Raw genomic sequence first — 20,958 nt, 5'->3', positions numbered from 1 at the left:
TACATGAGGCAATCGCTACAGCTGCGCATGGGGCAGCAACTAACCATGACACCACAATTGCAACAAGCAATTCGCTTACTGCAATTGAGCACACTAGATCTACAGCAAGAGATCCAAGAAGCGCTGGATAGCAACCCTTTACTCGAAGTAGATGAATCGGAATTAGAGCCAAGTGCTGATGGCAATGATTCAGACAAAGCGACCAAAGATGCTGATTCTATCGAGCAACTCTCTAATTCTGCTGATGATGGTCACGGTGATGAACCGACCAGCGATTACGAACTCGATAGCGATGCCGCACTGAGTAAAGACACTGTCAGTGACGATCTCGCTATGGATGTGACATGGGACGAGTACATGAGTGCAGCACCGAGCACCAGTAGCGGCCCAATGCCTGAAGACGAAACTGTTTATCAGGGGGAGACCACTGAAACATTACACGAATATTTAATGTGGCAATTAGAACTCACGCCATTCAGCCCAACCGATAAAGCCATTGCCGTTGCCATTGTTGAAGCCGTTGATGATGCAGGTTTGCTTACTGTTAGTACCGAAGAACTCCTAGAAAGCATTAATGAAGGTAATGACGAAGAGCTAATTGAACTTGACGAAGTTGAGGCTGTATTAAAGCGTATTCAACTCTTTGATCCTGTAGGTATTGCAGCTCGCTCATTACAAGAATGCTTATGTATTCAACTCAACCAGTTTGATGCTGATACGCCTTTCATTGCTGAAACAAAAATGGTGTTAAGCGAGCATATTGATCTACTGGCCAGCCGTGATTACCGCACTATCATGAAAAAGACCAAGCTCAAAGAGCCTGAGTTAAAAGAAGTGATGACACTAATCCACAGCCTTAATCCTAAACCTGCTGCCAGTATTATTCGTGAAGAATCTGAGTATGTTATTCCTGATGTGTCAGTGAAAAAGGTAAAAGGTCGCTGGGTTGTTGAGCTTAATCCAGAATGTATGCCTAAAATAAGGGTTAATGATCATTACGCAGCAATGTCACGCTCAGTAAAATCAAGCACTGACAGCCAATTCATTCGCTCTCACCTACAAGAAGCTAAATGGTTTATTAAGAGCTTAGAAAGCCGTAATGACACTTTAATGAAAGTTACTAATTGCATTGTGCAACAACAACAGGCATTCTTTGAACATGGACCTGAGGCAATGAAGCCTATGGTTTTGAATGATGTTGCTGAGATGGTCGAGATGCACGAGTCTACCATTTCTCGTGTCACCACTCAGAAATACATGCATACACCCCGTGGCATTTTTGAGCTGAAGTACTTCTTCTCAAGCCACGTAAGCACTGAAAACGGAGGTGAATGCTCATCGACTGCGATTAGAGCATTGATCAAAAAGCTAATTGCTGCAGAAAATACTGCTAAGCCATTGAGCGACAGCAAAATTGCAGATATATTGGCAGAACAGGGAATCAAAGTGGCACGTCGTACAATTGCAAAATACCGCGAGTCACTCTCTATTCCACCGTCAAATCAGCGTAAGAGCTTGATTTAAGACGTAAACCAAGAGAAGGAAAATGCTTATGCAACTAAATTTAACTGGTCGTCACGTAGAAATCACAGATTCATTAAGAGACTATGTAAACACGAAGTTTGCAAAGCTAGAAAGGCATTTTGATCACATAAACAACGTTCACGTGATCTTAGATGTTGAGAAGCTGGTACAAAAAGCAGAAGCTACCGTTCATTTAAATGGCGGTGAAATTTTCGCTTCAGATGAACACTCTGATATGTACGCAGCTATTGATAAACTCGTTGATAAACTCGATCGCCAAGTTATCAAACATAAAGAGAAATTAACTCGACACTAACCATGAAACTTAGCTCGATTATCAACAAGGACTGCAGTAAAGCTGCGGTCCTTTTTAATAGCAAAAAACGCGCGCTTGAGTATATCAGTGAATTAGCGAGCGAACACCTTCCTGAACATAACGCCCACGAAATATTAGATGCATTCCTAACGCGAGAAAAACTAGGCAGTACAGGCATAGGCAAAGGTATTGCTATTCCTCATGGCCGCTTAGCAGGCATTGATACTATTTTTGCTATTTTAGTGACCAATCAAAGCGGTATTGATTTTGACGCAATAGACAACCGACCTGTCGATATTCTCTTGGCAATGCTTGTACCTGAAGGTAATAATGCAGAACATCTAAAGACCTTAGCTGCAATTGCTGATAAACTAAACAACAAAGAGTTTTGTAAACAGCTTCGTCATGCAAAAGACGATGACGCACTCTATCAACTTATTGCACTTCAAGATTAATTAACAGAGAGGAATCCATGGAACTGATCATCATTAGTGGTCGCTCAGGGTCGGGCAAATCCGTTGCCTTAAGGGTATTGGAAGACCTTGGTTATTATTGTGTTGATAATATTCCAGTTAATCTCCTACCATCTTTGGTCAGAAGTGTTTCTGATAACTATGACAAGATAGCCGTCAGTATCGACGTTCGTAACCTGCCAAAAGAGCAACAAGAATTTAATGATATTCTTGAGTACTTACCCGGTTTTGCGAATCCAACGCTGTTCTATTTAGACAGTGATGACCAAGCACTGATCAAACGCTTTTCAGAAACGCGTCGATTACACCCGCTTTCTTTAAATAATCTGCCGCTTGATTTAGCAATTAAAGAAGAAAAGAAGTTACTCGATGTATTAATCACACGAGCCGATGTTTTGCTCGATACGACAGATTTAAGTGTACATCAGCTAGCAGAAACCATTAGAGAGCAGATCCTTGGCAAAAAAGATAAGCAACTTATTATTACTTTCTTATCTTTTGGTTTTAAACATGGTATCCCTAAGCAAGCCGATTATGTATTTGATGCGCGCTTTTTACCAAACCCGCATTGGGAACCAGAGCTAAAACCGCTTACTGGGTTAGATCAACCAGTTAAAGATTATTTAGCAAGCCACAGCATAGTGCAGAAGTTCACGTGGCAGATCCAAACCTTTGTACAAACTTGGTTACCTCACCTAGAGCGCAATAACCGCAGCTATTTAACCATTGCAATTGGTTGTACTGGCGGACAACACCGCTCTGTTTACCTTGCTCAAACCATTGGTGAAAGCTTTGCTAAAACTCATAACAATGTGCAAATACGTCACCGCGAACAAGACGCAGACTAGAACATGGTCAAGGTAGAAGATACTTTTCTAATCCAAAATAAGTGTGGCCTGCATGCACGTGCAGCCACAGTGCTTGCGCAATTAGCCCAACAATTTGATGCTCAGATCACCCTTTATCAAGATGACAAAGAAGCCCCTGGTGACAGTGTACTTGCTTTGCTCATGCTTGAAAGCAGTCATGGCAAGCAGCTTCGAGTTTGCTGTGAAGGCCCAGATGCCGAGCCCGCACTCTCAGCCATTGGTGAGTTAATTGCACAAAAATTTCATGAAGATGAATAACCAAGCACTTGGTAACTCTGCAAAAATTACGTTAAACTTAAGGCACTCTTTTTAGGCGCTCACATTAACTGCCTAAACCTTTATTCTCGGTGCACACCACCCAATAAATGGATTGCCTATGCCAGAAGCCTTAGAACAAGACTATACGCTGCAACAATTACAACAAGTAACGCACGCAATAAACAATGGTCAGTTTGTTCAGGTTAGGCGTATTCTGGCTGAAACTCCCCCCTGCGACACCGCATTACTCCTTGAATCTTCTCCGCACAAAGTACGTACTCAGCTATGGCAATTAGTTGATCCTGATATTCAAGGTGATGTACTCGAAGAGCTGTCTGAAGACGTTCGTATTGGTATTATCAACCAAATGGATCCAGAGCTCATTGCAGCCGCAACTGAGGATATGGACGACGATGACCTAGGTGAAGTTCTAAGAAGCTTACCTGAAGACGTCTACCAAGACGTTGTCGGAGCAATGGACGCCCAAGATAGGGCAAGGGCAACCCAAGCGCTTTCTTATCAAGAACGTTCTGCGGGTGCCCTAATGAGCACGGATACGGTCACCATTAGGCCTGATGTGACGCTCGACGTGGTATTACGTTATTTACGTCTGCGAGGCGAGTTACCCGATGGTACCGATGACTTATATGTCGTCGATAAAGAAAACCAGTTTATCGGAGCGCTACCTGTCGCAACCCTTTTAACGAACTCACCCGATAAAGTGGTTGCAGAACTCATGGATGATGAGAAAGAGACCATCCCCGTTTCTATGGATGAAAGTGACGTGGCACAACTGTTCGAACGTCATAACTGGATCTCTGCAGCGGTCGTTGATGATAACTTGCAACTGCTTGGTCGTATCACCATCGATGACATCGTAGACGTTATTCGTGAAGATGCCGAACACAGCATGTTAAGTATGGCGGGTCTAGATGATGAAGAAGATACCTTCGCACCGGTTTTGAAGAGTAGCCAACGCCGCTCTATCTGGCTTGGCATTAACCTTTTAACGGCTTTGCTTGCCGCCTTTGTCGCCAGTTTTTTCGAAAGTACCCTAGATATACTCCCTATTTTAGCAGTGCTTAATGGCATTGTACCGAGTATGGGTGGAGTGGCCGGCAGTCAAACTCTAACTTTAGTTATTCGTGGTATTGCCCTTGGCCATATCAACAACACCAACCAGAAGTTCTTACTTGGTAAAGAGCTTGCTATCGGGGCTTTAAACGGTGTGCTTTGGTCTATTTTAATCGCTGGTGTTGTTGCCATATGGCAGTGGGATTTCGTACTCGGTGGCGTGATCGCATTTGCGATGTTCATGAACTTACTTGCAGCCGGTATTGCCGGTGCCAGTATCCCAATTATCTTAAAGCGTATGAATATAGATCCCGCCCTTGCGGGCAGTGTGGTGCTCACCACAGTCACAGATATTGTGGGTATCTTTGCCTTCCTAGGCACAGCGACCTGGTTCTTAGTTTAACCCGCTTCAGACACAAAAAAGCCCGCTCAGTTTCGCGGGCTTTTACTTTAATTAAAGCCTATTCACCTGCGACCTGCATTGACTCAATTAATATCGAACCCGTTTGCACGCTACCACGCGCTTCAATATCTCCACCAATGGCCTGCACATTCATGAACATGTCTTTTAGATTGCCAGCAATGGTGATCTCACTTACTGGATATTGGATCTCGCCCTGCTCAACCCAAAAACCTGCTGCGCCTCGTGAGTAATCACCCGTTACTGTATTCACCCCTTGCCCCATTAGCTCTGTGATTAACAAGCCGGTGCCCATTTCTTTAAGCACAGCTTTCAGGTCATCATGGGTTTGTTGCACTAACCAATTATGAATGCCGCCAGCATGGCCTGTAGCTGTCATGCCCATTTTTCTTGCTGCATAACTTGCAAGTAAATAGGTTTGCAACTCACCACCGTGAATGATCTCACGATCCAGCGTTTTTACCCCTTCACTATCAAATGGACTAGACGCTAACCCTTTCAATAAATGTGGGCGCTCTGACACATTTACTTTGTCATTAAAAATTTGCTTACCCAAAGAGTCTAGCAAGAAGCTCGACTTACGATATAGCGCACCACCACCGATAGCTGAAACCAAATGCCCAAACAAACTATTCGCAACATCCGCACGAAACACCACAGGCGTCTTCATAGTGGCAATTTTTCTACTGTTCAAACGAGCAATGGTTGACTCAGCCGCTTCAAGACCGACAGACTCTGCAGATTTTAAACCAGACTGCTCACGGCTAAGAGTATAAGCATGATCACGCTGCATTTGCTCGCCATCTTGACCAATCACCATGGTACTTAAACTATGACGTGTTCTCGGAAAGCCCGCTAAAAAGCCGTGGGTATTACCATAAACTCGCAAGCCTTCATGACTAGAAAAACTCGCACCATCTGAGTTAACAATACGCTCATCAAACTCTAATGCTGCTTTTTCTGCTTCAATACACAGTTCAACACCCTGCTCTGGCGTTACTTCCCAAGGGTGATACAAGTCTAAATCTGGCGGAGACATCTCAAGCAAAGCTTTATCAGCTACACCATTACAAGGGTCATCCGAAGTAAACTTTGCAATATCAATGGCTTTTTCAACCACAGAGCGAAGCGCTTTAGGGCTCAGGTCAGCAGTTGATGCAGAGCCTTTGTGATTGCCCACATACACACTAATCCCAAGACCACCATCTTGGTTAAACTCAATGGTCTCAACTTCTCCCATGCGCGTACTAACAGATAGACCCGAAGTGCTCGACATTGCTGCTTCAGCCGCTGTTGCACCTAGTTTTGTTGCGTGGGACAACGCCTCTGATACGGCCTGTTTGACTTCATCTATTTGAGTAAAAATCGCACTTTGCTGCTCAGATTTCATAGTTATGCTCTCTAAAAACACCTTTAATATCTAAATGCTAACACACATATTCGACTTCGCCTTATCAAGGCACAGCATTTATGACGTATAATTGTTATAATCCACAAAATTTTTATAGAAACTCCGCACCATGGCTAAAAAAAAGAAACCCGTTATTGAAGAAGAAATTATTTACGTTTCAAAAAGCGAGCTTAAACGTGACGCACAGCAGTACCAACAGCTAGCTATCGATTTAGCAGCTATGAGTAAAAAGCAGCGTGATAAGTTACCGCTAAGCGATGACCTTATAGAAGCCATGGTTGTTGCTGACAAGATCAGAGCAAAGTCTGAAGCGTACCGCCGTCATATTAACTACATCAGTAAAACACTCCGCCTTACAGACAATGTCGCCGACATTGAAGCTGCGATTGAGTTAATGCTGAACAAAAACAATCAGGCCGATGTTTTACTTAACAAGATTGAATCAACCAGAAATGAGTTAATTATTAACGGTGACAGTTTAATTAACGAGCTTTTAGAACAGTACCCGTCTCTGGAAAGACAAAAACTTCGCCAATTAGTTCGCCAAGCAGCGAAAGAAGCCAAAGCCGAAAAGCCAGCAAAAGGCTACAAAGACCTATTCCAGTATCTTAAAGAAGTCATGATGCCTTAATTGAGAAGTGTGCTTACTGCGGTTGAACAGTTAGCCGCAGTTTCCCACCTTTAAAAAAATGATTCTTTATTAAGCAATTGAACAAGATAAGTAGATTTTTTCGACTTTAAGTGGTGACAAGCCCTATAAAAATTTTTATACTGCCTGCGCTTTTTACGATTCCATTCGATTTCAAGCACTTCTAAATGGCCCTACAGCTCATTTGGGTTTTCTTTTGAAAAAAGAAAACGTCGAGGAAGCACAGGGATATTAGCGAAGCGACCCTGTGCGTTGATTCCGAGACCGGAAAACAGCTTCAGGACGAAATACAAAAAGCAAAAACTTCAAATGGCCCTATAGCTCAGTTGGTTAGAGCACACGACTCATAATCGTTAGGTCCCTGGTTCGAGTCCAGGTGGGGCCACCATTTACTGCTATATTCATACTTCATTCAAGTTCATCTTTTTATAATCAAAGCTTTTTAAACTCATTATTCATATTACAATATATACGTTTTTAATTGCTTAAAGCCTAATATCTAGGCACTAGCTCATTTCTAACTCTATGCGTTTATTTTAACCAAAACATCAAGTCGAGAACATTACGTGAAAAAATTAGCTGTAGCACTGAGTGCATTAATTTTAGTTTCAGGTTGTCAAATGTCGCAGCGTCAAAATGCGACTACAGGTGAGACCGAAACAAACTCAGCAACAAAAGGTGCCATTATTGGCGTAGTATCGGGTGCCATCGTAGGTCTAGCAACCGGTAAAGATGCAGATGATCGTAGAAAGCGCGCGCTTATTGGCGCAACAACCGGAGGTGCGATCGGTGCAGGTGTTGGCTATTACTTTGATAAGCAAGAAGCTGCACTTCGCGAAGAGTTAATGAACTCTGGTGTTCAAGTAAAAAGAGTGGGTGAAGATAAGCTCGTATTAATTATGCAAAACGGTATCGGCTTTGATTCTGGCTCAGACAAGTTAAGCACTTCAATTTATCAGACACTAGACGGTGTTGCGAAAGTACTTGTTGAGTATCCTGACACTCAGCTATTAATCGAAGGTCATACTGACAGCTCCGGTAGCGAGTCATTAAATAAAGCTCTCTCTGAAAAGCGCGCGAACTCAGTAAAGGCATACCTACAAAGCCAAAAGGTTGCTGCAAATCGTTTATTCACCGAAGGTCTGGGTGAGTCTCTCCCTATTTGCGATAACAGCACCAAAGCTGGCCGCACTTGTAATAGACGTGTTGAAATCAGCATCTTTCCTGCGAAGAAGTAATTTCATTTCATACTCTAGCCCAGCTCATAGTGCGAACTGGGCTTTCTAATTTCCAAGGTATTTCCCTTTATTTAGCCAATTTTGCTAGATTTTCTTCTTGAACTTATAAACCTTTTCTTCATTTTATATGTATGATTACTCAATATATAAATAGGAGATAACTATGCGTTTTTTTCTACTACTTTCAATACTGTTATGTAGTTTCGTTGCTTTAGGTAAAACTGAGCAAATATCGCAACAGGCACTACTAATTAATCAAATGTCTGCAACGCCGCATCAAATTATCGATGTCAGAAGCCCTGAAGAATTTGCAGCAGGGCATGTAAAAGGGGCTATCAACATTCCTTTTAATAAGATCGAACAGCATCAGGATTTACTCAATTCACTAAAACAAAAAACGCTTGTTGTATATTGCCGTTCAGGTCGTAGAGCGGGAATCTTTGAACGTACGCTGTCTAAAGATGGATTTAACCTTTTACACTTAAGCGGTGACATGAATGCTTGGCAGGCTGAGAGTTTGCCTACCGTGAAATAACACTTTAAGTATTTTATTTGCCCTCTTGTCACCATTTGAAGATGATTAAACCTGCTGAGATATCGGAATAAATCATCACGAAAACAAGACTATTTTAAAGAATGTGATAGTATTGTTTGGCAGTGTAAGGATTTTAAAGTATGAATGTTGAACAATTAGTCGATAAAGCAAAACAAGTCTGTGATAACCGTGGCGCACGTTTTACGGCGATCCGTGAAAAAGTATTCCGTCTACTTGCTGCTAAGCAAGGCGGCGTGGGTGCCTATGACCTTTTAGAAGAATTAAAAGTCTCTGAGCCTGGAGCAAAACCTGCCACGATTTATCGCGCTTTAGACTTTTTATCTGAGCTTGGTTTTATCCATAAAATTGAGAGCACCAATGCATTTATGCTGTGTCATCATTTCGACCATATTCATCCTGTACAGTTGTTGATCTGTGATGATTGTGGGCATGTTGACGAGCTTCATTCAAGTTTAATTTCGCATGAACTGAATAACTTAGCGTCTGAGCGAGGCTTTCAGGTAAGTAACCAAACAATAGAAGCACATGGCAAGTGTGAAAAGTGTAAAGACTAAGTGCAGTTATGCAATTAAACCACTACACTTAACCTAGAACTGAATAATTAAGAATCAAGGGAACAGCACATGAAAGTAGAGTTCATAAACCCTTTTTTATCATCATTAATAAATGTCTTAGCAACGATGGCTCAAACAGAGCTGACACCTGGTAAACCAAAAATCAAAAAAGGTGAAGTTGCGCAAGGTGATGTATCGGGCTTGATCGGTATGGTAGGGCCACAAACTAAGGGTTCTTTTTCTATTACCTTTGATGAGCAACTAGCACTAACAATCATGGAGCGCATGCTTGGCGAGCGCCCAGATACAATTAATGAAGAAGTGACAGATATGGTGGGTGAAATCACTAACATGGTCACTGGCGGTGCAAAAAATTTACTCGGTGAAAAAGGCTATGACTTTGATATGGCAACACCGATTGTTGTATCGGGCCCTGGACACACCATTACGCACAAATGTGAAGGTGCTAAAATTATTATGCCATTCACTTCAGCTGACGGTAATGCCAATATCGAGGTGAGCTTCGATAAGCTATGAGTTGGCAACAAGCTAAATTCACCCTAGCCGCGAAGTCTCGCGGCTTTCACCTAATTACCGATGACATTATTAAACAACTTCCTGAGATCCATAATTACCAAGTTGGCCTTTTGCATTTATTCTTGCAGCATACTTCAGCCAGTTTAACAATCAATGAAAACGCCGACCCTACGGTGCGTATGGACATGGAAAGCCACTTTAATCATTTTGTACCTGAACGTCAGCCCTATTATAAGCATGACTATGAGGGTGACGACGATATGCCTGCACACATTAAATCAAGCACGCTTGGCTGCCAGATCACTATTCCAATTAGTCATGGGCGACTCATGTTGGGGACGTGGCAAGGTGTGTATTTAGGTGAGCACAGAGACTACGCCGGCGGCAGAAGTATTATTGCCACATTGTCTGGCGAACTTTATTGATTTCACATCAAAAAATAAGCGGCATAATGGCCGCTTATTTTTTATCTTCTATGTATTGATAACTCACTCTTGGCGTGACATTACACAGCAGTTCGTAAGGAATAGTACCAGCACACTGTGCCACTTCTTCTACTGGTAAGTTTTCTCCCCACATTTCAACTTCGTCACCGACCTGAACTGAATCATTTTCTGCGCCAATATCTACCGTGATCATATCCATCGACACACTGCCGACAATGCCATATCGTTTGCCATTAATCACAACCGGTGTGCCTTCTTGTGCATGACGCGGATAACCATCACCGTAGCCCATAGCAACCACTGCAAGTTGCGTAGCTGTTTGACTCTGCCAACGTCCACCATAGCCCACTCGCTCTCCCGCAGGAATAAAACGTTTGGCTATCACACGGGTTTTTAAAGACATCACCGCAGACAAGCCATGCTCTGAGCCGACAGAATCAAGCATCGGTGAAACGCCATACAGCATGAGTCCTGGCCTTATCCAATCACCATGGCTATCTGGCCAAGCGATAATGCCTGCAGAATTAGCCAAACAAGTTTGTTCGACTTTATCTCCGACCAATTTGGAAAAGTATTGGATCTGCGACAGCGTCTTATTGTTTTTAGTATCGTCAGCACACGGAAAGTGCGTCATTAAACGCACGTTACGCTTAGCATTTGGAGTGGCTTTAAGGCGAGTATAAAATTGCTCTAGCTGTTCAGGTTCAACTCCTAAACGATGCATGCCGGTATCTATTTTAAGCCAAGTAGCAATCGGCGCATCTAAATTTTCCTGCTCAAGTGCAGTTAACTGGTGCTCGTCATGAATAATAGTTTCGAAGTTATTCGCCAGTAAAATAGGCAAGTCACTTGCTTCAAAGAAACCTTCTAATAAGACAATGGGTTTTGTCAGGCCACCAGCACGAAGTGCCAAGGCTTCATCGATTCGGGCCACAGCAAACGCATCTGCCCCCTGCAAATGCTGTGCAATCGTCACCAAACCATGCCCATACGCATTGGCTTTTAATACCGCCATCACTTTGCTGTTTGGCGCAATTTGTTTGATACGTGCGAGGTTTTTTTCCAGCGCGGTTAAGTTAATTTCTGCGGTTGCTAATCTCATACTGCCTCTCGTGTGCGACCTGCAAAAGTATTAAGCTGCTAGTGCTTAATACTCATCATCAAATGCAGGACCTGCGTAATTGTCAAAACGAGAGAATTGCCCCTGGAAGGTTAACCTAACCTTACCAATTGGACCATTACGCTGTTTACCGATAATTATTTCTGCCACGCCTTTATCTGGACTGTCTTCGTTATACACTTCGTCACGATAAATGAACATGATTAAGTCAGCATCCTGCTCGATTGAACCCGATTCACGTAAGTCAGAGTTTACCGGGCGTTTATCGGCACGTTGCTCTAGTGTACGGTTAAGCTGAGACAGCGCGATAACCGGGCATTGTAATTCTTTTGCCAATGCTTTTAATGAACGAGAAATTTCGGCAATTTCAAGGGTACGATTATCTGATAAGCTAGGTACACGCATTAACTGCAAATAGTCGACCATGATCATGCTGATACCGCCATGGTCACGGGCTATACGACGTGCACGAGAGCGCACATCGGTTGGTGTTAGGCCTGATGCATCATCAATATACATCTTGCCTTTTTCCATCAATAGCCCCATGGTTGAAGACAAACGCGCCCAATCTTCGTCATCCAATTGACCTGTACGCACCTTAGTCTGGTTAATTCGGCCTAAAGAAGCCAGCATCCTCATCATGATCTGTTCTGAGGGCATCTCTAGTGAGTAAATCAGTACAGGCTTGTCTTGCGTCATTGCGGCATGCTCAGCCAAGTTCATCGCAAAAGTGGTTTTACCCATTGAAGGACGCGCCGCTACAATGATTAAGTCTGATGGCTGTAAACCTGCTGTCATTTGGTCTAAGTCGTTATAGCCAGAACTCACCCCAGTTACACCGTCCTGCGGTGACTGGTAGAGCTCTTCAATCTTATCGACTGTTTTTTCTAAGATTGAGTGAATACTTTGTGGGCCTTCCGTGCTCTTTGAACGCTGCTCTGCAATTTTAAATACTTTACTTTCAGCTAAATCGAGTAGTTCATGGCTATCACGCCCTTCAGGATTAAAGCCTGCTTCGGCAATTTCATTCGCAACCGTGATCATCTCACGAACAACCGCACGCTCACGTACAATCGAGGCATAAGCATCTATGTTAGCAGCACTTGGCGTATTTTTAGCAATTTCAGCTAAGTAGGCAAAACCACCCACCGCGCTCAGTTGATTATTCTTTTCTAGGCTTTCAGAAATAGTAATTAAGTCGATGGGTTGACTTTGCTCAACCAGCTTTTCCATCGCTTCAAAAATTAATTTATGCGTGCGAGTGTAAAAGTCTTGCGATACCACCAACTCAGCAACACGGTCAAATGCCTGATTATCAAGCATTAAGCCACCTAGTACTGACTGTTCAGCTTCAATGGAATGAGGGGGAACTTTGAGGGTATCGACTTGATGATCTGGTTTGGCCATGGCACTACACAATCTGAAAGAATTAAGAGGGTTATTTTAGCCCCTAGTGGAGCAACTTAAAAGCGTAAAGCGACTTTCTCTAATTAAGGTAACGCTAAAATTAGAAAAGGCCTCACTAGGAGACCTTTTATCACTAAGTATATTCGCTTAGTTTTTCTTTAATTCAATGCGACCACTGACCGTATCAATTTCAACATCTGCATCACCGCCATTGAGAATAAACTCTAATTCACGTGACGGGCCATACTTGGCTTTCTTTACTTTATCGCGACTTAACTCATTGATAATACGACCTCCGGAGTGCGCATCAATATCAAAGCGAGCTGATACGTCACTCGGGAAGTATAAGCGTACATCACCACTGACAGTATCCATATTAATACGCGCATTAGGCTGTAACACTTTAACTTGCACCTTAATCTCACCGTTTACTGTATTTAGACGTAAGTCCCTTAAAGAAGCAACTTTGAAATCTACTTCGCCGTTAACGTTTTCAAGGCGAATATCTGTCGCTTCGGTGTCACTTTCAATATCACCATTCACGGCATTGAATCGTAACTCACCTTTAGAGTTCATATCATTGATGTCACCGTTAACCGTTTCAAAGCGTAAATCACCCGATAACTTGTTTGCATCAACATCGCCATTAACCGTTTCAAGACTTACTTTGCCTTCTAATTGCGTTGCTTTGATATCGCCGTTAACCGTTTTAATACGTGCACCAGCTAATAATTCAGTCGCAGAGATATTCACATTTATGCCTTCAAAGCTCAACTCACTGTTTTGTGGCATATAAATGGTCAGTTTAGAGCCATCGCCTTTGTTCCAACCTTTATAACGCTTAGGCATTTCAACAATAAACTCGGTGACAGAGCCGTTGTTCTCAAGTTTATAGCCTTTAGCAATATCATCGAGTGAGCCTGTAACCTTAAACTCAGATTTATCCCAAGATTTAATATCTACTTCACCGCGTTGGTTTTCAATTACAATCTTGCCATTGGCGGGTACTGAAATTTGCTTATCGATGGCTTCACCGGCAAAACAAGCAACTGGGAAAAATAGCAGTCCTGTTAGTAGTTTTTTCATCTTTCTTCTCCTAAATTTGTTGCCAACTTGGTGCATGTACACGGTTGATTAAATCTAATTGCTGCTGATAAACCTGCGCGAGCATTTTCAGCAGCGCGGCATTTTCTGGGTCATTTTGTAAGGCAAGCTTCACAGCTTGCTCGGCCTGCTCTAGTTCATCAAGTTGTTGCTGCCAGTCATTTGTTAAAGCTGGCTGTGCTTCGTACTGTACGAGTAATGCTTGCTTTTGCTGTTCGAATAGTGCACTTAAATCTCTCATCGTATTTTGTTCAGGGCGCATTACACTCACATTCCATGCTAATAAGCCCGCAATAAAACACGCAGCAATACCGGTTACTTTGGGCCAATACTGTTTATCATTGACACTGCTTTTAGCTGGCTCTGCAATTGCTCGCTCAATACCAGGCCATAAGTCGCGACTCGGCGCTACTTCACTTGGTTTTGCTAGCTCTTCTTTTAAGAAGTCGTCAAAGTTGACTTTACTCATGCTCGTACCACTCCTGTAATAATTGTCTTGCGCGATGATATTGCGACTTACTTGAGCCAACAGCCATGCCTAACATATTGCCTATTTCTTCATGGCGATAGCCTTCAACTGCATGAAGTACAAACACCAAACGTGCACGCTCAGGCAAACGCAAAATTAGCTTATCTAACCCGTTTAAGCCGCTACACATGGCTAGGCTTTGTTCATCCATGCCGCTTTGTTCAAAGCTCACAACTTTTTGCAGCCAGTTTTTATGTTTGCGTAAATAACTAATGGCAATATTGCTCGTTACACTATGCAACCAAGTCGAAAACTTTGACTGTCCCTGAAACTGAGAAATTTTATGCCACAACTGTACGAATACTTCTTGCGTGACATCTTCTGCATGCTGTTGATCTGCTAGCAGCCTCAAACATAACGCAAATACAGGTTTTTCATGCTGACGGTAAAGCTGGGCAAACGCAGCTTGATCACCTTGTTGTACTCTATGTACTAGGTCATCTGTTTGCTCGTCTTTATTCGTATTCGAAAATGCCTGTTTGGCATCGATTAACATGACGTTATTCCTTTATCGGGTTTTTACCCAGTTTGGCGTTTTGCTTCATTGTTATTATCTAAGACGCCACCTTGGCTTAAAAAGGTTTAAAAGAAATTTAAAATATTTGAAGAGACAGCATTACAAAGCAAAAATGGTTTTGCAATGAAATGCTGTTAGTTGCATATTGTGCTGTTAGTCATCCGTGTTGTTATTATCAGTGTTAGAGGTCTCTCCTTCCTCTTCTTCTAGATCAGGCAAAGGTTTGGCCGGCTCAAAGAACCAGCCTTTAAAAATAAGCTGAGGTTTCTCATTGCTACCGCCGCCAGAGCCGAAGTTCACATCTTTCAAAGCAGAGTCAAAATGTACGCCACTACCACCTGAGGAGTTGATGATTGAGCCACGAACGGTGCCATAGAGTTGTCCACTTCCTGAGAACTTTACTTGTGTTAAGGGCGCATAAATTGTCGCATACATATCTGATGCCCCTTTCACTTCAAAGCCATCACTACCAGAATATGACGAGAAAAAATTCAGGCTAGGGATACCGCTTGTGGTCATCCCCTCTTTCTCTGTGATCACTTGGCCGCTTGCGCCTAAGATCACTTTACCGGTAGTGAATACAGTTAAACTACTGCCCGACTTGATGGTTAACTTGGCATTACCGCTTAATACAAAGTCACCATCGACTAAAAATATGACATCGCCCCCTGTGATAGTCATTTTTCCATCACTGTATAACTTAAAGTTTTTCATGCCAAACACACGCTCTTCAGTCGTGCCTGTAATGCCATGTCGTTGACTCAAATTATCAAACAAATAGATCTCTGCTTTTTCGGAATCTAACGCAACAGCCTTTTTGATGCCAACTTGAGATGTCATCAAGCGGCCTATGTCTGGTGTAAATTGATAGCTCTGTGTCGCTCCAACAGCGAAATCTTGACTTCGCTTTGGATTTTGAGCCATCACATCCGGCATGTTCAGTGGTAATTCAAAAGGATCACACTCTTTATTTGGCTTCGCTGGGTCATAATCTGGAGCGCTTGGGTCATATACTTTAACAGGCTCTATCTCTGGCGTTTTTCTGAAATAATCGTCTGTATAACGAACATTTCGCCTTACTGTACCATCGTCGAGTTCAACCCTATCTTGTGCGTGATAACTCGCAGGGAACTTACCCGTTCCCCCATACATGATGTCGTAAGGATCATTGTTTGCATTAATGATCTTACTTCCCCATTTCATGTCAACATTGCCCACAGCTCTGACATAACCCTTTACCTCACCGCCGCGATGAGTAAAGAAGCCCCCAGAGTAAACATTACCTTCAACACGATAACCTGAACCACCGCCCCCACTAATTTCTACACCGGTATTAGAATGAACATCTCCGATAATAGGTGAAGAGCCCTTAAGGTAAACGATACCTGATGCTTTCACATCACCTTTAATCGGTGAGTTACCCGTAATGGTGACACTCGAATCACCAATCACAGTATTTACATGACCTGAAGAGTCTCGGTTAGTTTCAGAGTATGGGCCTTTACTAGAATCATAACTATCAACGACACCGCTACCTGATAAATTAACACCTTTACAACCCGTAACAGCATGTTGAAAGGGTGATTTAACGTCTCCTGGTTTTAATTCAAAACGGGCAACAAGTTGCTGATTCGCATCACCATAATAGCGCTGACCTAGACTCGTAATTTCAAGTAACCCATCAGCATTTTTACTTAAGCGTGCTTTATAAGCCGTGTCATCGCCTATATCACCGTTTCCGGCGTGTAAACCATATTGATTAACTAACTCATCGACGGTCAAATTAGTGTCATTTGACACTGCTGTTTGCAAACTTTTAGCTGCCGTAAAAATACCTTTTTCAGCGAGTAAACGCGCATTCATGTCTTTTTGAAAGTTACCCGTTAAACGCTCTTGGATCACGGTTTCTTTAAGTGCACCGAACACAACGACACTGGCCATCGTGCTCATTAACATGACTTTGATTAAAGTGAATCCTGACTGCTGCTTCATACGCTTTCCTTAAATGCTTCGAGCAGAATTAATTGCGTTGTGGCAATATCTATTTGTAGCCCTACTCCAAAGTGACTTGGCATATTTAGCGGTTTGACAGTCACGCTGACTAAATGATTATTATATGCAAAGTTAATGGCTTCTATGCCCTTGAGCAGTTGTACCGCGCCGTTACCATCACCAATGTCACAGGTTAAAAAACCATTTTCAAGTGCATAAGTTTCAGTGTAATCCACAGCTGGGGTCGTGCCTTGGCAAGATAATACATTGGCTAGTTGCTGAAATTGAATCGTCAAAGGGGCTGCGCTAATAATAGGCTCACTGTTCGTTTGCTTAACACTGCGCGTAAATACTTGGCTGGTATAACGGATCACCTCTTGTGCATCCGATAGCTCTTGGGTCATTCTTACTGTGCTTTTTATCGCCGAATAAGACATGGCAACACCTGCAAGTAGAAACAAGCCGACAGCCATCGCCACCAACATCTCTAGTAATGTATATCCTGATTGCCTCACCTTATGGGTTACACACATTCGGAACCTCGACGAAACTTGCATTCAATGTGACCTGATTAAGCAGCTGTTTTTGCGCTTCCTCTGGCACTCGTAAATCTTGCCATGCCACAGTGATGGGCATCTCATCGCTATAAGTCTCAGGTAATGTTAAAGCATATCTAAAAGATAGGCTGTCGGGTGGCTGTAACGACTCTCTAAATGCTTGCTCTGCAAATTTTGATGGCGAGTTATGTTGTATTTCGCACAGCTCAGGCCACATACGCTCAATCGCATTCTGTGCCTGCACAAGAGAGACGGTATAATCAAAGCTATTATTGGCGAACTGCAGTGACTTCAGCTGTGTTACACCCAAACCAATCAGCGCTATGCTCGCAATAAACATAGACACCAATACTTCTAGCAATGAAAAACCAGCATTTACGCGCAATTTTCTTCTGCCTTACCTAACCAGCTTTGCCCACTTCGCAAAATACATAAACGATAATCATCGGTATTTGTATCGTTATCAGAGATTAAAATATTGCTTTGTAAATTTAATTCACCCGTTGAACGTATCATACGATCAACCAGCTCTGCATTGACTGTTGAATAATTAGAGTCGAACTGTCGTAACGTCTCTCTGCCACCTGCGACTTCAATTTCTACTAACCAAGAAGTGTCTTGTTTGGTGAGAATAACCGTTTGCGCTCGCTTTACCGCTTCACTTCTCGCATAACGATATACAGCGTTTAATTGATTGGCTGTTTTAGTCAGGCGTTCTTGTTTTATAAACTGAGCAAATGATGGAGCGGCTAGCATGGCTAAAATACTCACTAAACCAAGCGTGATTAATAACTCAATCATAGTAAAGCCACGTGACTTTTGCTTATTTCCAGCAGTCATTGCCATTCCCACTTGCTGTTGTTTGTCCTGCCTGATTGATTGACAGGTCACCACATCTGTCTGTCGTTTGTACACTTCCCGCTTTGGGTCTTGCACTTAACACAAACCCCAAACTTCTGAAGTTTGCAGCACCTACAGGTTTGTTTGTATGTCGATAAGTGAAATCATAGACTGCTGAGTTTGGTAAATCGTTAAATTGATCGCTATCTGGATAACCCCCATTTCTTGAGTAAATTCGCTCTAAAATTGCCGCAGTTTGCAACATAGCCTGTTGTGCATCTGAGCGATGCCCATCTTGGATATACCTTTGATAAGACGGATACGCCAATGTCGTTGTAATCGCAACAATAGCAACCACAATTAAAAGCTCAATCAGCGTAAAACCTTTTGTATTTACTCTAGAATTCATACTCTACTCAAATTAAAACAGCGCTGTCATTTTTAACACAAAGCTAACAAGAAACAAAATCTAAACTTGTTCTTACCTATGACAAAATATGCAGTCAAAATACCACATTATATATGTATATGAAAAAGGAACGGATTACATGTGATTACACTGTGTACCGTTAACTCAGATCCGTGAGATGTTTATATGAAGAGAGAGTGTGATAGTTTTTATTTCTTATATAAAAACCGCGTGCATAACACGCGGCTTTTCAATACTTAATCAGAGATTAAGCTTCAGCAATAACGATTACTTTGATAGTAGCAGTTACGTCTGAGTGTACAGAGATTGCAACGTCAAATTCGCCAGTCTCACGGATAGTACCTAGAGGTAGACGAACTTCTGATTTAGCAACTTCAACACCAACAGCTGAGATAGCGTCAGCGATGTCACGTGTACCGATAGAACCGAATAGCTTACCTTCGTCACCAGCTTTAGATACTAGAGTAACTTCAGCTAATGCTTCTAGCTTCTCAGCGCGTGCTTGAGCAGCTGTTAGTTCTTCAGCAATCTTCGCTTCTAATTCAGCGCGACGAGCTTCGAAAGTTTCGATGTTAGCTTTAGTCGCTGGAACTGCTTTACCTTTAGGGAATAAGAAGTTACGAGCGAAGCCAGATTTAACTGCAACTTGGTCACCTAAGTTACCAAGGTTTGCGATCTTGTCTAGTAGAATAACTTGCATGTTTCTACACCTTTTAAAAACGAGTTAATCCGCTGCTTACTTATGTAAGTCAGTGTATGGAAGAAGGGCTAAGTAGCGAGCACGCTTGATAGCAGTTGCTAGCTGGCGCTGGTATTTAGCGCTAGTACCTGTGATACGGCTAGGTACGATTTTGCCACTTTCAGTTACATAGTTTTTAAGAGTAGCTAGATCTTTGTAATCGATTTGTTGTACGCCTTCCGCTTTGAAACGGCAGAACTTACGACGTCTGAAATAACGTGCCATGAGTAATTTCCTCAATTAATTCTTTCAATATGTTGTGCATGTAAAACAAGTTGACTTAAACCATTTCGGTTTTCGTGACGATTTAAAAAACCGCGAACTTGTATTGCCTGCCCAACGTATAAATGCTGTGTTTGATTCTGTAATTGTGCACCGCTTGCAACCACACTCAGACGAACATAACTATTTCTATTTAGTTCGGCTTCGACTTGCATTGATTTGTGCTCAAGTACAAACGTGCAATGTGGAATACCAGCTGGGCTTTGACTAAATTTGGGTGTTTTACAAACCGTACCCGAAAGTACATATTGATTTGTATACAGATCAGGCTGTGTCACCTATTTAATCAATCCAGATTCAATAACGATTAAGCAGAAGCTGCTTCTTTTTTCTCTTCTTTAACAAGAGGAGACGCTTCAGTTACAGCGTTTTTAGTACGCATAACTAGGTTACGTAGCACTGCATCGTTGTAGCGGAAAGAAGTTTCAAGCTCGTTGATTACTTCAGTTGGTGCTTCAACGTTCATTAGAACATAGTGTGCTTTGTGAAGCTTTTCGATTGGGTAAGCCAGTTGACGACGACCCCAGTCTTCTAGACGGTGAATTTGACCACCAGCTTCAGTGATAGAACCAGTATAACGCTCGATCATACCAGGTACTTGCTCACTTTGATCTGGGTGAACCATGAATACGATTTCGTAATGACGCATGGATATTCCTTACGGTTAATATAGCCTTGTCCCGTTTCGGCCAGTCGGGGGAAGGCAAGGAACTAAATGTGATAGCCGAAATGAGCGCGTATTTTACGTTGAGTTGGGAGTTTTAGCAATGAAAAAAGAAAGAAAAGACTAATTATTAATCAGATTATAAGTCAGGATATATTTGAACAAGAAGATTGGAGCGGCACACGAGGTTCGAACTCGTGACCTCGACCTTGGCAAGGTCGCGCTCTACCAGCTGAGCTAGTGCCGCATCACATAATTAACTCTCAATTTGTCGGTAAGTACGCAAGGTCGCGTCATTTCCTTTAGCAGCTGAGTTAGTACTGCATATAATTAGCTAGATACTAATTAACTTGTGTAAATACAAGATTAAGAAGTTGGAGCGGCACACGAGGTTCGAACTCGTGACCTCGACCTTGGCAAGGTCGCGCTCTACCAGCTGAGCTAGTGCCGC

At 42.5% G+C, this 20,958-nt stretch carries 27 protein-coding genes and 3 tRNA genes; 13 read left to right on the top strand and 17 right to left on the bottom strand.

Annotated features, from left to right (window positions below; translation table 11 throughout):
* Positions 1–3 precede the first annotated feature (3 nt).
* The 6 genes from AC1HJP_RS15325 to mgtE all read left to right on the top strand — a co-directional run bounded on the left by AC1HJP_RS15325 (position 4) and on the right by mgtE (position 4,917).
* Positions 4–1,524 carry an RNA polymerase factor sigma-54 gene (locus AC1HJP_RS15325; RefSeq protein ID WP_480362555.1) on the top strand — a complete coding sequence of 507 codons (1,521 nt, stop codon included), beginning with the start codon at positions 4–6 and terminating at the stop codon, positions 1,522–1,524.
* A 28-nt stretch (positions 1,525–1,552) separates the two neighbouring features.
* On the top strand, positions 1,553–1,840 hold the full coding sequence (gene hpf, locus AC1HJP_RS15320) for a ribosome hibernation promoting factor (RefSeq protein ID WP_130255587.1): 288 nt from the start codon (positions 1,553–1,555) through the stop codon (positions 1,838–1,840).
* A 2-nt stretch (positions 1,841–1,842) separates the two neighbouring features.
* Positions 1,843–2,295, top strand: coding sequence for a PTS IIA-like nitrogen regulatory protein PtsN (gene ptsN, locus AC1HJP_RS15315; RefSeq protein ID WP_480362554.1), 453 nt, complete (start codon positions 1,843–1,845; stop codon positions 2,293–2,295).
* A 17-nt stretch (positions 2,296–2,312) separates the two neighbouring features.
* A complete protein-coding gene (rapZ, locus tag AC1HJP_RS15310; RefSeq protein ID WP_058028594.1) occupies positions 2,313–3,161 on the top strand; it encodes an RNase adapter RapZ in 849 nt (282 codons plus the stop codon).
* Between the two features lie 3 nt (positions 3,162–3,164).
* Entirely contained in the window at positions 3,165–3,440 is a 276-nt protein-coding gene (locus AC1HJP_RS15305) for an HPr family phosphocarrier protein (protein WP_421965231.1), read from the top strand.
* A gap of 118 nt (positions 3,441–3,558) precedes the next feature.
* Positions 3,559–4,917 carry a magnesium transporter gene (mgtE, locus tag AC1HJP_RS15300; protein WP_421965230.1) on the top strand — a complete coding sequence of 453 codons (1,359 nt, stop codon included), beginning with the start codon at positions 3,559–3,561 and terminating at the stop codon, positions 4,915–4,917.
* 58 nt (positions 4,918–4,975) lie between these two features.
* Here mgtE and pmbA read toward each other — a convergent pair whose 3' ends face one another.
* Positions 4,976–6,325, bottom strand: a complete 1,350-nt coding sequence (pmbA, locus tag AC1HJP_RS15295) for a metalloprotease PmbA (protein WP_480362553.1) — start codon at positions 6,323–6,325, stop codon at positions 4,976–4,978.
* Between the two features lie 130 nt (positions 6,326–6,455).
* Between pmbA and yjgA the strand changes: the two genes are divergently transcribed.
* The 7 genes from yjgA (at position 6,456) to AC1HJP_RS15260 (ending at position 10,305) form a co-directional block, all read left to right on the top strand.
* Positions 6,456–6,977 (top strand): ribosome biogenesis factor YjgA, encoded by a 522-nt coding sequence (yjgA, locus tag AC1HJP_RS15290; protein ID WP_480362552.1) that lies wholly within the window; start codon positions 6,456–6,458, stop codon positions 6,975–6,977.
* 329 nt (positions 6,978–7,306) lie between these two features.
* Positions 7,307–7,383 (top strand) — tRNA-Ile (locus AC1HJP_RS15285).
* A 178-nt stretch (positions 7,384–7,561) separates the two neighbouring features.
* Positions 7,562–8,233 (top strand): YiaD family glycine zipper/OmpA-like lipoprotein, encoded by a 672-nt coding sequence (locus tag AC1HJP_RS15280; protein WP_480362551.1) that lies wholly within the window; start codon positions 7,562–7,564, stop codon positions 8,231–8,233.
* A gap of 163 nt (positions 8,234–8,396) precedes the next feature.
* Positions 8,397–8,768 carry a rhodanese-like domain-containing protein gene (locus AC1HJP_RS15275; protein ID WP_421965219.1) on the top strand — a complete coding sequence of 124 codons (372 nt, stop codon included), beginning with the start codon at positions 8,397–8,399 and terminating at the stop codon, positions 8,766–8,768.
* Positions 8,769–8,908: 140 nt separating this feature from the next.
* Positions 8,909–9,343 (top strand): transcriptional repressor, encoded by a 435-nt coding sequence (locus AC1HJP_RS15270; RefSeq protein ID WP_058028574.1) that lies wholly within the window; start codon positions 8,909–8,911, stop codon positions 9,341–9,343.
* A gap of 69 nt (positions 9,344–9,412) precedes the next feature.
* Entirely contained in the window at positions 9,413–9,880 is a 468-nt protein-coding gene (locus AC1HJP_RS15265) for a chemotaxis protein CheX (RefSeq protein WP_480362550.1), read from the top strand.
* The gene (locus AC1HJP_RS15260) at positions 9,877–10,305 is read left to right on the top strand and encodes a secondary thiamine-phosphate synthase enzyme YjbQ (protein ID WP_480362549.1); all 429 of its coding nucleotides are present in this window, start codon (positions 9,877–9,879) and stop codon (positions 10,303–10,305) included. Before AC1HJP_RS15265 ends, AC1HJP_RS15260 begins: the two co-directional genes overlap by 4 nt.
* Positions 10,306–10,339: 34 nt before the next feature.
* On the opposite strand, the gene alr is transcribed toward AC1HJP_RS15260, so the two are convergent.
* From alr to AC1HJP_RS15180, 16 genes are all read right to left on the bottom strand, one after another.
* Positions 10,340–11,428 carry an alanine racemase gene (gene alr, locus AC1HJP_RS15255; protein ID WP_480362548.1) on the bottom strand — a complete coding sequence of 363 codons (1,089 nt, stop codon included), beginning with the start codon at positions 11,426–11,428 and terminating at the stop codon, positions 10,340–10,342.
* Between the two features lie 45 nt (positions 11,429–11,473).
* Positions 11,474–12,853 carry a replicative DNA helicase gene (gene dnaB / locus AC1HJP_RS15250; protein ID WP_421965216.1) on the bottom strand — a complete coding sequence of 460 codons (1,380 nt, stop codon included), beginning with the start codon at positions 12,851–12,853 and terminating at the stop codon, positions 11,474–11,476.
* A gap of 147 nt (positions 12,854–13,000) precedes the next feature.
* The gene (locus AC1HJP_RS15245; protein ID WP_480362547.1) at positions 13,001–13,939 is read right to left on the bottom strand and encodes a DUF4097 family beta strand repeat-containing protein; all 939 of its coding nucleotides are present in this window, start codon (positions 13,937–13,939) and stop codon (positions 13,001–13,003) included.
* A gap of 10 nt (positions 13,940–13,949) precedes the next feature.
* A complete protein-coding gene (locus AC1HJP_RS15240; RefSeq protein WP_421965214.1) occupies positions 13,950–14,426 on the bottom strand; it encodes a hypothetical protein in 477 nt (158 codons plus the stop codon).
* Entirely contained in the window at positions 14,419–14,982 is a 564-nt protein-coding gene (locus tag AC1HJP_RS15235; protein ID WP_480362546.1) for an RNA polymerase sigma factor, read from the bottom strand. The genes AC1HJP_RS15240 and AC1HJP_RS15235 overlap by 8 nt, the downstream gene beginning before the upstream one ends.
* Before the next feature lie 174 nt (positions 14,983–15,156).
* Positions 15,157–16,995, bottom strand: coding sequence for a DUF7305 domain-containing protein (locus AC1HJP_RS15230; protein WP_480362545.1), 1,839 nt, complete (start codon positions 16,993–16,995; stop codon positions 15,157–15,159).
* Positions 16,992–17,528: a prepilin-type N-terminal cleavage/methylation domain-containing protein gene (locus AC1HJP_RS15225; RefSeq protein WP_480362544.1), complete on the bottom strand. Its 537-nt coding sequence runs from the start codon at positions 17,526–17,528 to the stop codon at positions 16,992–16,994. Before AC1HJP_RS15225 ends, AC1HJP_RS15230 begins: the two co-directional genes overlap by 4 nt.
* On the bottom strand, positions 17,512–17,937 hold the full coding sequence (locus AC1HJP_RS15220) for a type IV pilus modification PilV family protein (RefSeq protein ID WP_480362543.1): 426 nt from the start codon (positions 17,935–17,937) through the stop codon (positions 17,512–17,514). Before AC1HJP_RS15220 ends, AC1HJP_RS15225 begins: the two co-directional genes overlap by 17 nt.
* On the bottom strand, positions 17,928–18,392 hold the full coding sequence (locus AC1HJP_RS15215) for a GspH/FimT family pseudopilin (RefSeq protein WP_480362542.1): 465 nt from the start codon (positions 18,390–18,392) through the stop codon (positions 17,928–17,930). Before AC1HJP_RS15215 ends, AC1HJP_RS15220 begins: the two co-directional genes overlap by 10 nt.
* Entirely contained in the window at positions 18,376–18,801 is a 426-nt protein-coding gene (locus AC1HJP_RS15210; RefSeq protein ID WP_480362541.1) for a type IV pilin protein, read from the bottom strand. The genes AC1HJP_RS15215 and AC1HJP_RS15210 overlap by 17 nt, the downstream gene beginning before the upstream one ends.
* A gap of 268 nt (positions 18,802–19,069) precedes the next feature.
* A complete protein-coding gene (gene rplI / locus AC1HJP_RS15205; RefSeq protein ID WP_138481601.1) occupies positions 19,070–19,522 on the bottom strand; it encodes a 50S ribosomal protein L9 in 453 nt (150 codons plus the stop codon).
* A gap of 36 nt (positions 19,523–19,558) precedes the next feature.
* Complete coding sequence (rpsR, locus tag AC1HJP_RS15200) at positions 19,559–19,786, bottom strand: 30S ribosomal protein S18 (RefSeq protein ID WP_010386263.1); 228 nt, start codon at positions 19,784–19,786, stop codon at positions 19,559–19,561.
* An 11-nt stretch (positions 19,787–19,797) separates the two neighbouring features.
* Positions 19,798–20,121, bottom strand: coding sequence for a primosomal replication protein N (gene priB, locus AC1HJP_RS15195; RefSeq protein ID WP_130254141.1), 324 nt, complete (start codon positions 20,119–20,121; stop codon positions 19,798–19,800).
* Between the two features lie 29 nt (positions 20,122–20,150).
* Complete coding sequence (gene rpsF / locus AC1HJP_RS15190; protein ID WP_058028561.1) at positions 20,151–20,492, bottom strand: 30S ribosomal protein S6; 342 nt, start codon at positions 20,490–20,492, stop codon at positions 20,151–20,153.
* Positions 20,493–20,678: 186 nt separating this feature from the next.
* Positions 20,679–20,754, bottom strand: a tRNA-Gly gene (locus AC1HJP_RS15185).
* A 128-nt stretch (positions 20,755–20,882) separates the two neighbouring features.
* Positions 20,883–20,958, bottom strand: a tRNA-Gly gene (locus AC1HJP_RS15180).

The sequence above is a fragment of the Pseudoalteromonas sp. NFXS53 genome, assembly GCF_056629255.1.
The sequence above is the reverse complement of the archived record's forward strand: the minus strand, read 5'-3'. Positions and strand labels throughout refer to the sequence as shown.

Bases quoted from the DNA above. Each gene is read 5' to 3' on its own strand.
- AC1HJP_RS15325 (WP_480362555.1), top strand. From the start codon at position 4: ATGAGGCAATCGCTACAGCTGCGCATGGGGCAGCAACTAACCATGACA.
- hpf (WP_130255587.1), top strand. From the start codon at position 1,553: ATGCAACTAAATTTAACTGGTCGTCACGTAGAAATCACAGATTCATTA.
- ptsN (WP_480362554.1), top strand. From the start codon at position 1,843: ATGAAACTTAGCTCGATTATCAACAAGGACTGCAGTAAAGCTGCGGTC.
- rapZ (WP_058028594.1), top strand. From the start codon at position 2,313: ATGGAACTGATCATCATTAGTGGTCGCTCAGGGTCGGGCAAATCCGTT.
- AC1HJP_RS15305 (WP_421965231.1), top strand. From the start codon at position 3,165: ATGGTCAAGGTAGAAGATACTTTTCTAATCCAAAATAAGTGTGGCCTG.
- mgtE (WP_421965230.1), top strand. From the start codon at position 3,559: ATGCCAGAAGCCTTAGAACAAGACTATACGCTGCAACAATTACAACAA.
- pmbA (WP_480362553.1), bottom strand. From the start codon at position 6,325: ATGAAATCTGAGCAGCAAAGTGCGATTTTTACTCAAATAGATGAAGTC.
- yjgA (WP_480362552.1), top strand. From the start codon at position 6,456: ATGGCTAAAAAAAAGAAACCCGTTATTGAAGAAGAAATTATTTACGTT.
- AC1HJP_RS15275 (WP_421965219.1), top strand. From the start codon at position 8,397: ATGCGTTTTTTTCTACTACTTTCAATACTGTTATGTAGTTTCGTTGCT.
- AC1HJP_RS15270 (WP_058028574.1), top strand. From the start codon at position 8,909: ATGAATGTTGAACAATTAGTCGATAAAGCAAAACAAGTCTGTGATAAC.
- AC1HJP_RS15265 (WP_480362550.1), top strand. From the start codon at position 9,413: ATGAAAGTAGAGTTCATAAACCCTTTTTTATCATCATTAATAAATGTC.
- AC1HJP_RS15260 (WP_480362549.1), top strand. From the start codon at position 9,877: ATGAGTTGGCAACAAGCTAAATTCACCCTAGCCGCGAAGTCTCGCGGC.
- alr (WP_480362548.1), bottom strand. From the start codon at position 11,428: ATGAGATTAGCAACCGCAGAAATTAACTTAACCGCGCTGGAAAAAAAC.
- dnaB (WP_421965216.1), bottom strand. From the start codon at position 12,853: ATGGCCAAACCAGATCATCAAGTCGATACCCTCAAAGTTCCCCCTCAT.
- AC1HJP_RS15245 (WP_480362547.1), bottom strand. From the start codon at position 13,939: ATGAAAAAACTACTAACAGGACTGCTATTTTTCCCAGTTGCTTGTTTT.
- AC1HJP_RS15240 (WP_421965214.1), bottom strand. From the start codon at position 14,426: ATGAGTAAAGTCAACTTTGACGACTTCTTAAAAGAAGAGCTAGCAAAA.
- AC1HJP_RS15235 (WP_480362546.1), bottom strand. From the start codon at position 14,982: ATGTTAATCGATGCCAAACAGGCATTTTCGAATACGAATAAAGACGAG.
- AC1HJP_RS15230 (WP_480362545.1), bottom strand. From the start codon at position 16,995: ATGAAGCAGCAGTCAGGATTCACTTTAATCAAAGTCATGTTAATGAGC.
- AC1HJP_RS15225 (WP_480362544.1), bottom strand. From the start codon at position 17,528: ATGTGTGTAACCCATAAGGTGAGGCAATCAGGATATACATTACTAGAG.
- AC1HJP_RS15215 (WP_480362542.1), bottom strand. From the start codon at position 18,392: ATGACTGCTGGAAATAAGCAAAAGTCACGTGGCTTTACTATGATTGAG.
- AC1HJP_RS15210 (WP_480362541.1), bottom strand. From the start codon at position 18,801: ATGAATTCTAGAGTAAATACAAAAGGTTTTACGCTGATTGAGCTTTTA.
- rplI (WP_138481601.1), bottom strand. From the start codon at position 19,522: ATGCAAGTTATTCTACTAGACAAGATCGCAAACCTTGGTAACTTAGGT.
- rpsR (WP_010386263.1), bottom strand. From the start codon at position 19,786: ATGGCACGTTATTTCAGACGTCGTAAGTTCTGCCGTTTCAAAGCGGAA.
- rpsF (WP_058028561.1), bottom strand. From the start codon at position 20,492: ATGCGTCATTACGAAATCGTATTCATGGTTCACCCAGATCAAAGTGAG.